Annotated in this window: 14 protein-coding genes; 8 read left to right on the plus strand and 6 right to left on the minus strand. The window is 64.1% G+C overall.

Annotated elements, in window-relative coordinates; all coding sequences use genetic code 11:
* Positions 1 to 47: 47 nt before the first annotated feature.
* Entirely contained in the window at positions 48 to 1,580 is a 1,533-nt protein-coding gene (locus tag AC0L16_RS22315) for an FAD-dependent oxidoreductase (RefSeq protein ID WP_473623304.1), read from the plus strand.
* A gap of 25 nt (positions 1,581 to 1,605) precedes the next feature.
* On the opposite strand, the gene AC0L16_RS22320 is transcribed toward AC0L16_RS22315, so the two are convergent.
* The 4 genes from AC0L16_RS22320 to AC0L16_RS22335 all read right to left on the minus strand — a co-directional run bounded on the left by AC0L16_RS22320 (position 1,606) and on the right by AC0L16_RS22335 (position 5,381).
* Positions 1,606 to 2,376, minus strand: coding sequence for a TIGR01458 family HAD-type hydrolase (locus AC0L16_RS22320; protein WP_473623305.1), 771 nt, complete (start codon positions 2,374 to 2,376; stop codon positions 1,606 to 1,608).
* Positions 2,377 to 2,474: 98 nt separating this feature from the next.
* A complete protein-coding gene (locus AC0L16_RS22325) occupies positions 2,475 to 3,428 on the minus strand; it encodes a dihydrodipicolinate synthase family protein (RefSeq protein WP_473623306.1) in 954 nt (317 codons plus the stop codon).
* Complete coding sequence (locus tag AC0L16_RS22330) at positions 3,418 to 4,413, minus strand: Gfo/Idh/MocA family protein (RefSeq protein ID WP_473623307.1); 996 nt, start codon at positions 4,411 to 4,413, stop codon at positions 3,418 to 3,420. Before AC0L16_RS22330 ends, AC0L16_RS22325 begins: the two co-directional genes overlap by 11 nt.
* Complete coding sequence (locus AC0L16_RS22335) at positions 4,410 to 5,381, minus strand: Gfo/Idh/MocA family protein (RefSeq protein WP_473623308.1); 972 nt, start codon at positions 5,379 to 5,381, stop codon at positions 4,410 to 4,412. Before AC0L16_RS22335 ends, AC0L16_RS22330 begins: the two co-directional genes overlap by 4 nt.
* An 89-nt stretch (positions 5,382 to 5,470) precedes the next feature.
* Here AC0L16_RS22335 and AC0L16_RS22340 point away from each other — a divergent pair, with 89 nt between their 5' ends.
* The 7 genes from AC0L16_RS22340 to AC0L16_RS22370 all read left to right on the plus strand — a co-directional run bounded on the left by AC0L16_RS22340 (position 5,471) and on the right by AC0L16_RS22370 (position 12,703).
* Positions 5,471 to 6,220 carry a FadR/GntR family transcriptional regulator gene (locus tag AC0L16_RS22340; protein WP_473623310.1) on the plus strand — a complete coding sequence of 250 codons (750 nt, stop codon included), beginning with the start codon at positions 5,471 to 5,473 and terminating at the stop codon, positions 6,218 to 6,220.
* 41 nt (positions 6,221 to 6,261) lie between these two features.
* On the plus strand, positions 6,262 to 7,842 hold the full coding sequence (locus AC0L16_RS22345; protein WP_473623311.1) for an ABC transporter substrate-binding protein: 1,581 nt from the start codon (positions 6,262 to 6,264) through the stop codon (positions 7,840 to 7,842).
* 82 nt (positions 7,843 to 7,924) lie between these two features.
* A complete protein-coding gene (locus AC0L16_RS22350; RefSeq protein WP_473623312.1) occupies positions 7,925 to 8,884 on the plus strand; it encodes an ABC transporter permease in 960 nt (319 codons plus the stop codon).
* Entirely contained in the window at positions 8,884 to 9,786 is a 903-nt protein-coding gene (locus tag AC0L16_RS22355) for an ABC transporter permease (RefSeq protein WP_473623313.1), read from the plus strand. The genes AC0L16_RS22350 and AC0L16_RS22355 overlap by 1 nt, the downstream gene beginning before the upstream one ends.
* A gap of 18 nt (positions 9,787 to 9,804) precedes the next feature.
* Positions 9,805 to 10,722 carry a dihydrodipicolinate synthase family protein gene (locus tag AC0L16_RS22360; RefSeq protein WP_473623315.1) on the plus strand — a complete coding sequence of 306 codons (918 nt, stop codon included), beginning with the start codon at positions 9,805 to 9,807 and terminating at the stop codon, positions 10,720 to 10,722.
* A gap of 2 nt (positions 10,723 to 10,724) precedes the next feature.
* Positions 10,725 to 11,732: an ABC transporter ATP-binding protein gene (locus AC0L16_RS22365; protein WP_473623316.1), complete on the plus strand. Its 1,008-nt coding sequence runs from the start codon at positions 10,725 to 10,727 to the stop codon at positions 11,730 to 11,732.
* Positions 11,733 to 11,734: 2 nt separating this feature from the next.
* The gene (locus AC0L16_RS22370; RefSeq protein WP_473623317.1) at positions 11,735 to 12,703 is read left to right on the plus strand and encodes an ABC transporter ATP-binding protein; all 969 of its coding nucleotides are present in this window, start codon (positions 11,735 to 11,737) and stop codon (positions 12,701 to 12,703) included.
* 115 nt (positions 12,704 to 12,818) lie between these two features.
* Here the strand turns inward: AC0L16_RS22370 and AC0L16_RS22375 are convergent, their stop codons facing one another.
* Both AC0L16_RS22375 and AC0L16_RS22380 read right to left on the minus strand, forming a co-directional pair.
* Positions 12,819 to 13,583, minus strand: coding sequence for a hydroxymethylpyrimidine/phosphomethylpyrimidine kinase (locus AC0L16_RS22375; protein WP_473623327.1), 765 nt, complete (start codon positions 13,581 to 13,583; stop codon positions 12,819 to 12,821).
* Positions 13,574 to 13,848 (minus strand): thiamine phosphate synthase (locus tag AC0L16_RS22380; protein WP_473623318.1); only part of this gene is annotated, 275 nt, incomplete at its 5' end. The genes AC0L16_RS22380 and AC0L16_RS22375, both read right to left, overlap by 10 nt.

Here is a 13,848-nt window from a genome sequence, read left to right on the forward strand (position 1 = left end):
GCCGTTATAGGCGATTTTGCCACTGGATCGCGCCAAGGGAGAGGAAAATGGCTGAAGGTCATGCCAAACCAACCGGGCCGGATCTGGTCCAGGGCATCGCATCATCCGACCTTGCCGACGGCGCAAAGCTCCTCGGCCATTGCGGCGATGAGCCGGTGCTGCTGGTGCGCCGCGGCGCCGAGATCTTCGCCATCGGAGCGACATGCACACATTATGGCGGGCCGCTCGTCGACGGTCTTGTGGTGGAAGACACCGTCCGGTGTCCCTGGCATCACGCGTGTTTTGATTTGCGGACAGACGAGGCCTTGCGCGCCCCTGCTTTCAGTCCACTCGCGTGCTGGTCGGTGGAACAACGCGATGGTCGGATATTCGTGGGGGAGAAACGCAAACGGACGGCACCCAAGCAGCGCAATGGAAGCTCCGGCCAGGCTCCCGAAAAAATCGTCATTGTCGGTGGCGGCGCCGCCGGTTTCGCGGCGGCAGAAACACTGCGGCGCGAAGACTATCAAGGCAGCATTGTCATGTTCAGCAACGACGAAGCGCCGCCGGTCGATCGGCCCAATCTTTCCAAGGACTACCTTGCCGGCAAAGCACCGGAGGATTGGATTCCGCTGCGCCGAGAAAGCTTTTATTCGAAGAACGATATCGACCTGCGCCTCAATGCGGATGTCGCCAGCATCGATGCACGGTCTGGCGAAGTTGTGCTCGCGGACGGGGCCCGGACTGCCTACGACAGACTACTCCTGGCGACCGGAGCCGAACCGGTTCGCCTGACCATACAAGGCGCCGACCAGCCACATGTTCACACGCTGCGCTCGTTCGCAGACTGCAAGGCGATCATCGAGCGAGCCACGACTGCGCGCCGCGCCGTCGTGCTTGGCGCTAGTTTCATTGGCCTGGAGGTTGCCGCGGCGCTGCGCTCGCGCGCGATCGAAGTTCATGTCGTGGCGCCGGAAAAACGGCCGATGGAACGGATCATGGGTCCGCAAATGGCCGACTTCATCCGCGTCCTCCATGAGGAGAATGGTGTCGTGTTCCATCTCGAGGACACCGCGAGCAGCATCGACGCCAGCGAGATGAAACTCAGCGGTGGCGATATTTTGGCGGCGGATCTCGTCGTCGCCGGCATCGGCGTGCGACCGCGGACAGGGCTTGCCGAAACGGCGGGGCTCACCCTTGATCGCGGTGTCGCGGTAAACGCCTTTTTGGAGACGAGCGCACAAGGCATCTTCGCGGCCGGCGACATTGCGCGGTGGCCAGATCCCCACAGTGGCGAGAACATTCGGGTCGAGCATTGGGTGGTTGCCGAGCGGCAGGGGCGAACCGCAGCCCTCAACATGCTCGGCCATCGCGAGAAATTCGTCGCCGTGCCGTTCTTCTGGAGCCAGCACTACGATGTTCCCATCAACTATGTCGGCCATGCCGCGCAATGGGACGAGATCGCGATCGATGGCGACATCACTGCCAAGGATTGCCTGCTCCGCTTCAAGCGCGAAGGGCGCACGCTGGCTGTCGCTTCGATCTTCCGCGACATCGAAAGTCTAGGGGCCGAGGTGGAAATGGAGCGCCAGACGACCTAGCGAAGCGCACGCTGTGCGGACCGGTTCAGTCCCGGCGCGCAAGAATCCAGTCGGTCGCCGCCGCGAGATCGGCGACGGTTGCGGTCGGGCGCGGATCAAACCGTTTCTCGTCGCCCTGCCGGTATTTGCCGGTCCGCACCAGCAATGCGCCCGACAATCCGGCGCGCAGCGCGCCAGCTATGTCGGCCTCGGCGTCGTCGCCGACCATGATCGCCTGGTCTGGCGGACAGTCCATGCTTGCCAGCGCCGACAGAAAGAATTCCGACGACGGCTTGCCGAGAACGGTTGCGCGTTTCAGCGAGGCAAATTCCAATGCCGCGACGAACGGCCCTGCATCGAGGCTGAGCTCGCCGTCGGCATCCCGAAACGTCCGGTTGGTGGCAAGGGCCAGCAATTCGGCCCCGGCGCTCAGCTCGCGGAACGCGTCATTCAACGCCGTATAGGTGAAGGCGTCTCCGGCATCGCCGACGATGACGGCGCGCTTGTCGCGATCCGGCAGTTCGCAAAAGTCCGGAGCAAGGCCGGGGTGAATCAGCAAGTATGGCGCACGGCCATTGCGAAGCAGCCATTCGCGTGCAGCGTGCGCCGGGGTGAAAACATCTGCCTTGGTAACGGTGAGCCCCATCGCCTGCAGACGTTCGAGGACGCTCTGTTTCGACGAGCGCGTGGTATTGCTTATGAAGCGTATGGCCAAGCCGGCCTGGCGCAAACGCGTGACGGCGTCGATCCCGCCTGGTATGGCAGTCTCGCCATCATAGATGACGCCTGCGAGGTCCAGCAGTACACCTCTTGTCATCGGTCCAGCATGACCACGAGTCCGTCAGGCGTCAAATCCGGAACAGGCCATGGTTGTTCCCCTTGGATCAGGGGGCAGGCATATGCGATTAGCCGAGATCACTGCCACCATTCGGGGAAGGCCATGCGTGCGGCCTCGGCCAGCGTCGCGATCTCCTCGTCGGGCACCGAGCTGTAAGGCCAGAGCAGTCGCGGGCCAAGCGGCGCCCAGCCGCCGGCCGCCGCCATCGCTTTGTCGAGCGCCGCATCGCTGACGTCATAGCGAGCGCGAAAAGGCAGTACGTGGGTGGCGAGAAAGGCCTGGATGCGCGTCTCGACCTCGGCAGCGGCTGCCGCGTCGGTGCGGATCGTCTGCCACCACGTTGCCGCGCCCTTGGGGTTAAGACAGGCAACGTTGGAATAGCTGCCATGCGCTCCCTGGGCAAATCCGGTCGCCAGCGTATGGCCGGGCACGAAGACCGAAAATCCCGGCAGTTCGCGGCGCATGTCGGCGTACCAACTGGCGTCGCCGCCCGGCAGCTTGGCGCCGACCAGCGACGGCACCGCTGCACGCTGCCTGGCGATGGCTTCGAGCGTCAGGCGGCGCTTGGCATGTGGTGGATTGTAGAGCACCAGCGGTATGTCGGGCGCGGTCTCGCATAGGCCGCCGACGAAGCGCATGACCTCGCCGTCGCTGGGCGGCCACCAGTCGGGCAAGGTGAATTGCACCGCCGCCGGGCGAAGCGCCGACACCCGCATCAGCCGCTCGCGTGCGACGCGCGGATTGGACTGGCTGATGCCGATCTGGAAGGGCAGGCGCGCGCGGCCGGCAATCGCGGCCACCAGGGCGTAAAGCCGGTCGAACTCGGGCTCGGTCTGGCAGTGGAATTCGCAGGCCGTGCCGTTGGAATAGATGCCGTCGACGCCTGATGCGCAGAGCCGCGCGATCGTCTCCTCCGTCGCTTCCCAGTCGATGGCCCCGCGATCGTCGATGGCCAGCATCACCGCGCCCCAGACGCCGCGCGGCGCGTGTGCGGGCACGTGGCTCACGTGGTCGTCGAGCTCAGCGCGCACCGGCGATCTCGTGCTCGCGGCGCGTTTCGTTCGACGCAAAGGCGGCCTCGATGATGCCGATGATCTTGCGGCCATAGGCGCCGTCGACCGGCACCGACTTGTCGTCGGCAATGGCATCGCGCATCGCGCTCCATTCGCGCGCCAGCGCAGCATGCATCCAGTTCGGCTCGAATGAGCCGGGCAGGTCGGTCCAGGCCGTGTCGCGGCCAAGCATCGTACCGCGGTCAATGTCGATGCGCAGCGTTGCCTGCTCGCAGACCAGGTCCATGGCGTAGCCGGCCGCACCATTGCGATAGCCGACACTCTGCACCTGGCCGAGCCCGCCGCCGGCGAAGCGCAGTCCGAGCAGGGCGGTGTCGTCGGCTTCCTGGTCATGGGACATGGCGCCAAGCATGGCACTCACCGACACGACGTCGTCATCCATCAGCCAGACCAGGCGGTCGAGCGCATGGATGCCGGCCGTCAACAGCATGCCGCCGCCGGTTGCCTTGCGCAGATGCCAGTCGCGGCGATTGTGCTCCATCCACAGCTTGATGATCCAGCTTGATCCGACCAGTGGCCGGCCGAGCGTTCCTTGCTCAAGCATTTGCCTGGCCGCCATGCAAGGCAGCGCGAAATGCATGAGATGGGCGACCATCAGCTTGACGCCTGCGGCGGCGACGGCGGCGTTGATCGCATCGCAGGCCGCCGCCGTCGGAGCCATCGGCTTTTCCAGCATGACGTGCTTACCGGCCTTTGCCGCGCCGATCGCCATTTCGGCATGGAGATGGTGAGGGCTGGCGATGAGGACAGCGTCGACATCCTTGTCGTCCAGCAGCTTGCGCCAGTCGGTGTAGCCGCGACCACCATGTTCGCTGGTGAAGGCGGCCAGGGCATCGTTATTCCCGCGGCACGATGCGACGAGATGCAGGCCCCGCACCTGCTTGATTGCCCTTGCATGGGCGGCGCCGAAATCGCCCGCTCCGATAATGCCTATTCCAATCATCGTCCTGCCTTTTCATACGCGCCGTCGATCAGCGACATCGCCGCAACATAGTCATCGATTGAAGTCGCCGGCGGCGCTTTTCGAACCAGCCGGTCGAGCGTGTCGCTCATGCACAGACGGTAGCGCGTCGCCGGCAATTCGATCGGCAATTCGATGATAGCGCCATCGTCGAGCGTCGCACAGAAGGCGCGCTCGCCATAGTCGATGACGGTCGCATTCTCACTGACGATACGCCATTCGAAATCGCCGCCGGGGCGCATCGAAGCAAAAGTGTATCCCGCCTCGACGACTAACAACGCTCCGGCAGCGTCTTCCAGTACAAGCAGCGCATGGTCCTCGACCGGGGCACGGTGAATGCGGTTCTCGATCGAAACGGTTTTTAGCCTGAGCGCGCCGGTTGCCAGGCCGAGCGCGGCATTGACGCCGTGTATGCCGAGGTTCCTCAGCGCGCCGCCGCCACCGATCGCCGGATCCACCACCCAGGCGACGCCGTCGGCCGCATAACGCTGCGGCGGCCCATTGACGAGCCGGAACTGGCAATGCGCAACCGCACCGGCGCGGCCTTGGCTGCGCAGCCGTTCGAAGGCAGTGGCGGCCGGCCCAAAGCGGTTGGGCAGGGGAACGCTGACAAAGGCCTGGTGCTGCCTCGCCAGCTCGCTGAGCGCGGCCAACGCTGCGGTGCTGCTGGCCGCCGGCTTTTCCAGGATCAGTGGTATGCCGGCTTCGATGACGGCCCGCGCCCGCGCCGGCACCGTCGAAGGGTGTCCCATCAGCAGGATCGCGTCCGGCGGGCTGGAGAGGATTTTCGCAAAGTCGGCGATGAACGGCAAATGCTGGCGCGTCGCGAAGGCGCGGGCATGCTGCGCGTCCTCATCCCAGATGCCGGCAATCTCGGCGCCGCAAAAACGTGCAGCGTCGAGATGCATTTCGGCGTGCCAATGGCTTGAGCCGGCCAGGACGATCTTCATTCAGCGATGTAATCCTCTTACTTGCAGGATATCCTACAAGTCGCTATGCTACAAGCATCGACCGCTTGCGACGCGGCATCGGGAGCAAAATGCCGGAACCCAAATCGATCTCGGAAACCAAGTTGAACCCGGAACAAAAATCGATCGAACCGCTGGCCCGACCGCCGCTGCTTCACGTCAGCGTGCAGGAGAGCCTGAGGAAATATATCCAGAGCAATCAGCTCAAGGCGGGCGACCCCTTGCCTCCGGAGACCTTCCTGGCGCAGCGGCTCGGCGTCGGCCGCAACTCGGTGCGCGAAGCGATCAAGGCGCTGGAGTCGATCGGCATTCTGGAGACGCGTCGCGGCATTGGCGTGTTCGTCAAGGAATTCTCGTTCAAGCCCTTGCTGGATAATCTGGCATACGGCCTGCAGGATTCGCTGCGCGACGTCGAGGAGCTGCGCGAGATCCGCCGCGTCCTTGAGACCGGCCTGATCGCAAAAACCGTCGAGATGATCAGCGCCGAAGACATCGCCGCGCTGCGCCAGCTGACCGAAAGCATGCGGCGGCGCGCCGAGCGCCAGGAGAGCTTTGCCGAAGAGGACCAGCAATTCCACCAGTTGCTGTTCCGCTGCCAGAACAATCACATGTTGAGCGCGCTGATCGACATCTTCTGGGTGGCGTTCAACAAGGCCTCGAATTTCACCAGCCTCGAAAATCCGACGCCGCTGGCGACCTGGCGCGACCATCACGAGATCGTCGAGGCGGTCGCCGCCAAGGATGTCGACCGGGCGCGTCAGCGCCTCGACGACCACTACAGGGGGATTCAGCAAGTGATCGCCAAAAACCGGATTGCCTGACCCAACGCCGGACTACCTGACAATGCCAAGGGAGGAAAACCATGCGCATCAAGACCATAGCTCGTCATCTGGCCGTCGCCGGGCTGCTGCTCGGCGGCCAGGCCACCAGCGTCCAGGCACAGGACGCCAAGACCATAACCGGGGGCTTCGACGTCGGCCCCGGCGGGTTTCCCAAGAACTTCAATCCGCTGGCTGCGACCGGCGGCTTTACCTGGCTCAGCACCTATTTTGAACCGCTGGTCATCTACAACGCCGAACTGACCGAGCTCGAAGGCGATTTGGCCAAGGACTACAAGGTCAGCGACGACCAGCTGACCTACACGTTCAACCTTGCCCAGGAGAGCTGGCACGACGGCAAGCCGTTCACATCCAAGGACGTCAAGTTCACGCTTGAGCTCGCCAGGAACAAGGCGTCCGGCAGTTTGTTTGCCGCGCGTCTCGGCGATATCGCGTCGGTCGACGCGCCGGACGATCGCACCGTGGTCGTCAAATTGTCGAAGCCCAACGGCTCGTTCCTGTCCATTCTCTCGCAGGTGATGATCCTGCCGGAGCATGCCCTGGCCGCGATGCCGCCGGAAACGCTGGCCACAAGCACCTGGTGGTCCACCACGCCGGTCGGCACCGGCCCCTTCAAGTTCAAGCGCTATGTCAGCGATCAATATGTCGAACTGGCCGCGGATGACGACTATCGCGGCGGCAAGCCGAAGGTCGACGTGCTCATCAACCGGTATTTCGAGAGCCCGGCGGCGGCCGTTGCGGCGCTGCGCGCCGGCGAAATCCAGTTCACCTATGTCGAGCCCGACGACGCGGTAACCTTCAAGAGCGACAGCAATTTCAAGGTGATCGAGGGCGCTTCTTATGTGGTCAACTACATCGGCCTCAACCAGAAGGTCGAGCTGTTCAGGGATGTTCGCGTCCGCCAGGCGATCATGTATGCGATCGATCGCAATGCCATCATCGAGAGCCTCTATGGCGGCGCGGCCAAACCGGCCAATTGCGGCTACGTCGCGCCGCACCTGCTTCCCGAAGGTCTCGAACCCTATGCCTATGATCCGGCCAAGGCCAAGGCTCTGCTTGCCGAGGTGGGCTGGGACAAGATCAACGGCGACAAGCCGATCACCTTGCTGACCTATTACGGCTCGCCGCAAGCCGCCAACGTGATGGCTGCCATCCAGTCGATGCTGGCCGAGGTCGGGATCAATGTGGTGCCGCGCGTCGTCGATACGCCGACTTATAACGGCATCGTCTACAAGGAAGGCACGCCCGACTGGAACGCGTTTGCGATGGTCTATGCCGGCCTGCAGAACGGTCCCAATCCGGCCGGCATCAGCCCGGGTCTCAACAAGTCCCAGATTCCGCCGGCAGGCTTCAACACCATGCGCATCGAGTTCGATGATCTCAGCGCCGCGTTGGACGCTGCGCTCGCCCAGACCGATCCGGCCAAGATCGATCAATCCTGGCAGCAAGTCTGCAAGGTGATGAACAAGGATCTGCCCTGGGCGACATTATGGGTGGCCAACCGCTATGGCGTAGCCTCCAACAAGCTGCGTGACTTTGTCTGGACGCCGGCGCCGGGCGGCGGTCCTTATGCGGCTCACCCGGAACGCTGGGACATCCAGTAAAACGGCTGGCGGGCCATTCCGGCCCGCCAATGATACGGGCCGGCACGATGCCGGCTCCGCTCACCATCGCCACGGACAGCCAATGCTGAGTTTCATTGCCCGCCGCAGCGCTACAGGACTGTTGATGCTGGTCGCCCTGAGCGTCCTCATCTTCATCCTGCTGCGGCTGGCGCCCGGCGATCCGATCGATGCCTACATCAATCCGTCCAGCCCGATGTCGGCTTCCGACCTCGAAGTCCTGCGCGACCGGCTTGGGCTCGACCAGCCGCTTCCCGTGCAATACCTCGCCTGGCTTCGCGCTGCGCTCGGCGGCGACTTCGGCTATTCGATCCAGCGCAGCGGCGTTGGCGTGCTGCCGCTGGTCATGGAGCGCATCGGCCCGACCGCGCTGTTGATGGGCACCGGCCTGGCCATCGCCATCGTGCTCGGCATTTCCGCCGGCATCTTCAGCGCCGTCCGCCGTAACACGCTGCCCGACATCGCGCTGTCGGTGGTTTCCTTCGTCGGCATCTCCAGCCCGGCGTTTCTGACGGCACTTCTGGGACTGTACTTTTTCTCGGTGCTGCTACGCTGGGCGCCATCAGGCGGCATGCAGACCGCCGGCGCGCCTTTTTCCGTAGCGGACGTGCTCGCGCACCTGGTCCTGCCCGCCTGCCTGCTGTCCATCGGACACGCCGCGCTGATCATGCGCTACATGCGCGCGTCGCTGCTGGAAGTGCTCAACCAGGACTATGTGCGGACCGCACGTGCCAAGGGCGTGCGCGAACTCTGGGTGATCATCAAGCATGCAACCCGCAATGCGCTTTTGCCGGTCATCACCCTGATCGGGTCGACGGTCGGCATAGCGATCGGCGGCGCCATCTTCCTCGAAAGCGTGTTCAACTGGCCGGGCATGGGCCTGCTGCTGGTCAACGCCGTCGGCACAAGGGACTACCCGGTGATCATGGGCGCCACTCTGGTAATCGGCATCTGCGTCATTCTGGTCAATCTCCTGACCGATATCGTCTATGCCGTCGTCGACCCGCGCATCCAGGTGTCGTGATGACGATCACCGCACCAGATCCGACAATCGACCCGACAGCCGGGCCGCAAACCAAGGGACCGCTTCGCCGCGCGCTCGGCCGGTTCTTTGAAAATCGCGCGGCGCGCGCCGGTCTGCTTATCGTCGTCCCTATTCTGCTGGCGGTCTCGACCTATTCCCTGTGGTGGCCGTTCAGCCCCAACGCCATCGATCTCAGGGCGATCAACAAGGGGCCGTCCGCCATTCATTGGCTAGGCAGCGACGGCGTCGGCCGCGACGTCATGGCCCGGCTGCTGCAAGGCGGACGGATCTCGCTGCTGGTTGCCGTCTGCTCGGTCGCCATCTCGATCGTCATCGGCTTTCTGGTCGGCGCCGTCGCCAGCTTCGGCGGGCGCCTTGTCGACGCCACGGTGATGCGCTTCGTCGACCTCGCAATGACGCTGCCGCCGGTGATCTTCCTGCTCGTGCTCGCTTCGATCGCCGGCACCGGCATTGCGCCGACCATCCTGGTGATCTCGCTGCTCTCATGGCCGGTGCTGTCGCGCATGGTGCGCGCCCGGCTGCTCGAACTGCGCGAGCGCGACTTCGTCGTCGCCGCCCGTGGCATGGGGGCGGGGCTGCCGCATCTCCTGTTCCGTCACGGCCTGCCGAACTGCATCGACATTCTTGTCGTCTACGCCACGCTGCAGATCGCCAATGCCATTCTGCTCGAAGCCGGCCTTTCCTTCCTCGGCCTCGGCATCGCACCGCCCGAAGCCAGCTGGGGCAACATGCTCAATCTCGCCCGCTCCACCGTCGTGCTCGAGAAATATCCCTGGCAATGGATGTTTCCCGGCGCCGTGCTCGTGCTCACCGTCCTGGCCATCAACTTCATCGGCGATGGCCTGCGTGATGCATTCGACCCTCGTTCCGATCTCAACTGACCTGAAGGTTTTTGAAAAATGCCCCTGTTTACCGGCGTCGTGCCACCTGTCGTCACCCCGCTCAATGCCGATTTCAGTGTCGATTTTGCGTCGTTCACGCGGACCATCGAAAACCTGCTCGACGGCGGCGTTCACGGCCTGTTCGTGCTCGGCTCGACCAGCGAGGTGGTCTTCCATGACGAGGCCGGCCGCCGGGCCATCATCGAGCACGCGGTCAAGGTCAACAATGGCCGCGTTCCGATCTTCGCCGGGGTCATCGACCCGACAACCGATCGCGTCATCAACCACGCCCTAACAGCCAGATCGGCCGGCGCTGACGCAGTCGTGGTCACCGCGCCGTTCTATGCCCGCACCAGCCAGCCCGAGATCGGCGATCACTTCCGCTACATCAAGGACGCAGTCGACATCCCGATCATCGCCTACGACATCCCGGTCTGCGTCCATGTCAAGCTGGAGCGCCAGACCACCGTCGGCCTTGCCAGCGAGGGCGTTATCGCCGGCATCAAGGATTCCAGCGGTGACGACGGCAATCTGCGTTATGTGCTCAAGGACATGGCCAACGACCCGAATTTTTTCGGCATGACCGGGTCCGAGATCCTGGTCGACAGCGTGCTTGCCATGGGCGCGCATGGGGTCGTGCCGGGCCTCGCCAATGTCGACCCGCACGGCTACGTCAGGCTGTGGAACCTGATGCAGGCGGGTCAGCACGCCGAGGCCCGCCTGGAGCAGGAGCGGCTGTTGAAGCTGTTCGAGATCGTCTGGATCTCGCTCGGCAGGACGAGCGCCGGCTCGGCCGGGGTCGGTGCCTTCAAGACCGCGATGAGGAGCCTCGGCATCATCGCCTCCAACACCATGGCGCGGCCGCAACGCAGCCTGAACGACGAGGAAGCCGCAAAGGTCGACATCATCCTTCGCGACGTCGGCTTGCTGCGCTGACCGTGGACGCTCCGATCCTCTCGATTTCCGGTCTGCGGGCGGTGTTCCGTATCGCCGGACGCGACATCGCCGCCGTGCAGGACGTCGACCTGGTGATAGGTTCGGGCGAGACGGTTGCGCTGGTCGGCGAGTCGGGATCGGGCAAGTCGGTCACCAGCCTGTCGATCATCGGCCTGCTGCCGAAGAAGGTCGGACGCATTGCCGAGGGCTCGATCGCGCTGCGGCGCAGGGACGGCACGGTCACCGAACTGACCGGCCTCGATCCCGAGTCGCTGCGCAAGGTGCGCGGCAACGACATCGGCATGGTGTTCCAGGAGCCGATGACCAGCCTCAATCCGGTCTACAGCATCGGCGAACAGATCGCCGAGCCGATCCGCATCCATCTCGGCAGATCGCACCGTGATGCGGCCACTGATGCCGTGCGGCTGCTGGCTCAGGTCGGAATTCCCGACCCTGATCGGCGGGCGCGGCAATACCCGCATGAGTTGTCGGGAGGGATGCGCCAGCGCGCCACCATCGCCATGGCCTTGTCGTGCGATCCGACCTTGCTGATCGCCGACGAGCCGACCACCGCGCTCGACGTCACCATCCAGGCCCAGATTCTCGACCTGCTGGCTGCGCTGCAGGCGCAACGCGGTATGGGCATTCTGTTCGTCACGCACAATCTCGGCGTCGTTGCCGAGATCGCCGACCGGGTCGCGGTGATGTATGCCGGGCGCATCGTGGAATCGGGTCCGGTGAGCGAGGTGTTCACCCGTCCGCGTCATCCCTACACCGCCGGGCTGATGCGTTCGGTGCCGCGGCTTGGCCAGGCCACCACGCTGAAGGCAGCAGGAACGCCGCTGCCGACCATCGCCGGCAATGTTCCGTCGCTGGCCTTGCTGCCCAAGGGCTGCTCCTTCGCGCCGCGTTGCGCCCTGGCTGTCGATGCCTGCCGCACTGCTGTACCGCCATTGTTCGCGGCGACGTCGACCCAGCAAAGCCGTTGTTTGCGCTGGGAGGATCTCTGATAGTGGACGCTCCCTTCCTTTCGGTCAGGAACCTGACCAAGCATTTTGCGCCGACGGCGTTCTCGCGCGGTCCCGTCGTCAGGGCGCTGGACGATATTTCCTTCGACATTGCGCGCGGCCAGGTGGTCGGCCTCGTCGGCGAATCCGGGTCGGGCAAGACCACGATCGGCCGCTCGGTGCTGCGTCTCATCGAACCGACGTCCGGCGAAATAAGGTTTGACGGCATCGATATCACCAAGCTGGGCGCCGGGCCGCTGGCTCGCCAGCGCCGCAAGTTGCAGTATATCTTCCAGGATCCGTTCGCCAGCCTGTCGCCGCGCATGACCATCGGTCAGATCCTGACCGAAGGCCTCGATATTCAGGGCATCGGCAGCAGGCGCGAGCGGCGGGCGAAGGCTGAGAAGGCGCTTGCTGCTGTCGAGCTGCCAGTTGATGCCTATGATCGCTACGCCCACGAATTTTCGGGCGGGCAGCGCCAGCGCATCGGCATCGCCCGGGCACTTACGCTCGAACCCGAATTCATCGTCGCCGACGAGCCGGTCTCTGCCCTCGATGTCTCGATTCAGGCGCAGATCATCAATCTTTTGCGCGACCTGCAGGTGCGGCTCGGCCTGACCATGCTGTTCATTTCGCATGACCTGACCGTCGTCGAATATATCTGCGACACGGTGATCGTCCTCTACCTCGGCCGCATCATGGAAGTCGCGCCTGCTGCCGCGCTCTATGCCCGGCCGCAGCATCCCTATACGCGCGCGCTGCTCTCGGCCATTCCGTCGCTCGACCCGCTGGCCAGGCAAGGCCGGCAGGTGCTGAAGGGCGACATTCCAAGCCCGGCAAATCCGCCGACCGGGTGTGTTTTCCGAACCCGCTGCCCGGTTGCCCTCGACGCTTGCGCCGGCATCGTCCCGCCATTACGGGCAACAACGTCCGATGGCCATTTGAAGGCCTGCATTCGCGACGACATCGCTTGAGACAAGACCCGACAAGGCGATTTACTTCGCGTGCTGTCTGAAGACTCTCCGAAGGAAGGCGAAGAACCGGCCGCCAGCTTGCTGCCCAGAAAAGCCCCCGCCAAGCTCAACCGCCTCAATCCCGAGAGATCGATTTCCGAAGCTTCTCGAAAACCAACAGCTTGCTTTTGCGCACGCCGTCTTCAAGCAGGCTTCCGTTTGCCAGGTGCGCGGCGATGGCGCTGGCCAGCGCGCAACCCGTCCCGCGCATCGATCCGCCAAGACGCGGCGCATCGAAGCGGATGGGCTCTTGATCGGCGCGCAGCAGGATGTCCGTCGATCGACACCCCGCGGCGTGGCCGCCCTTGATCAGCAGGGCCTGCAATCCGGCGGTGAGCAATTTCTGACCTTGTTGCAATGCGCCGTCCTCGTCGATGGCCAGGTCTGAGCCGGCAAGGACAGCCAGTTCGATGAGGTTGGGTGTGACGAGACGGCAAAGCGGGATGAGTTCATGCTTCAGGACGCCGATAGCGCCTGTGTCCAGAAGCGGCCAACCCGAAGAAGAGACCAGCACCGGGTCAATGACTGCCGGTATCTGTGGGTTTTGGCGCAGCACAGCCGCGACAGCGACGATGATTTGCTCCGTTGCTAGCATGCCGATTTTGATCGCCCCTACCGCGTTGGCTTGCAGCGCGGCACGCATCTGATCGGCCACCAGCCCGGGTTGCAACTTGTGAATTTCCGTGACGGCTTCATGCGTCTGCACCGTTACGGTAGTAACGGCAAGGCAGGTGCGCAAGTCGAGGGCGGAGATCGTCTCAATGTCGCGGGCGATGCCGACGCCGCCGCTGGAGTCCGAGCCGCCGACGACAAGCACATGCGGCTCGCGGCTCAACGCCATCGATCCGTCTTTTCGATCCATTCGCGTGTTCGCGCCTCCGGATCGGCATTCAACGTTATGTCAGTCACCACCGCGGCGCTGTCGGCGCCTGCCGCAAGGACGCCCTCGGTCCGCTCGGGGTTGAGGCCGCCAATCGCGACCAGAGGTGTCGGCGCGATCCGGCGCCTCCATTCGCCAAGCCGTTCGACCCCCTGCGGCGCCCATTTCATCTGTTTCAGGATGGTCGGATAGACTGGGCCGAGCGCGATATAGTCCGGTCTGGCGG

It is taken from the genome of Mesorhizobium sp. WSM4848 (assembly GCF_055811375.1).

Coding starts and splice junctions, on each gene's coding strand:
- AC0L16_RS22345 (WP_473623311.1), top strand. CDS start 6,262: ATGCGCATCAAGACCATAGCTCGTCATCTGGCCGTCGCCGGGCTGCTG.
- AC0L16_RS22320 (WP_473623305.1), bottom strand. CDS start 2,376: ATGACAAGAGGTGTACTGCTGGACCTCGCAGGCGTCATCTATGATGGC.
- AC0L16_RS22330 (WP_473623307.1), bottom strand. CDS start 4,413: ATGATTGGAATAGGCATTATCGGAGCGGGCGATTTCGGCGCCGCCCAT.
- AC0L16_RS22335 (WP_473623308.1), bottom strand. CDS start 5,381: ATGAAGATCGTCCTGGCCGGCTCAAGCCATTGGCACGCCGAAATGCAT.
- AC0L16_RS22340 (WP_473623310.1), top strand. CDS start 5,471: ATGCCGGAACCCAAATCGATCTCGGAAACCAAGTTGAACCCGGAACAA.
- AC0L16_RS22350 (WP_473623312.1), top strand. CDS start 7,925: ATGCTGAGTTTCATTGCCCGCCGCAGCGCTACAGGACTGTTGATGCTG.
- AC0L16_RS22315 (WP_473623304.1), top strand. CDS start 48: ATGGCTGAAGGTCATGCCAAACCAACCGGGCCGGATCTGGTCCAGGGC.
- AC0L16_RS22360 (WP_473623315.1), top strand. CDS start 9,805: ATGCCCCTGTTTACCGGCGTCGTGCCACCTGTCGTCACCCCGCTCAAT.
- AC0L16_RS22375 (WP_473623327.1), bottom strand. CDS start 13,583: ATGGCGTTGAGCCGCGAGCCGCATGTGCTTGTCGTCGGCGGCTCGGAC.
- AC0L16_RS22355 (WP_473623313.1), top strand. CDS start 8,884: ATGACGATCACCGCACCAGATCCGACAATCGACCCGACAGCCGGGCCG.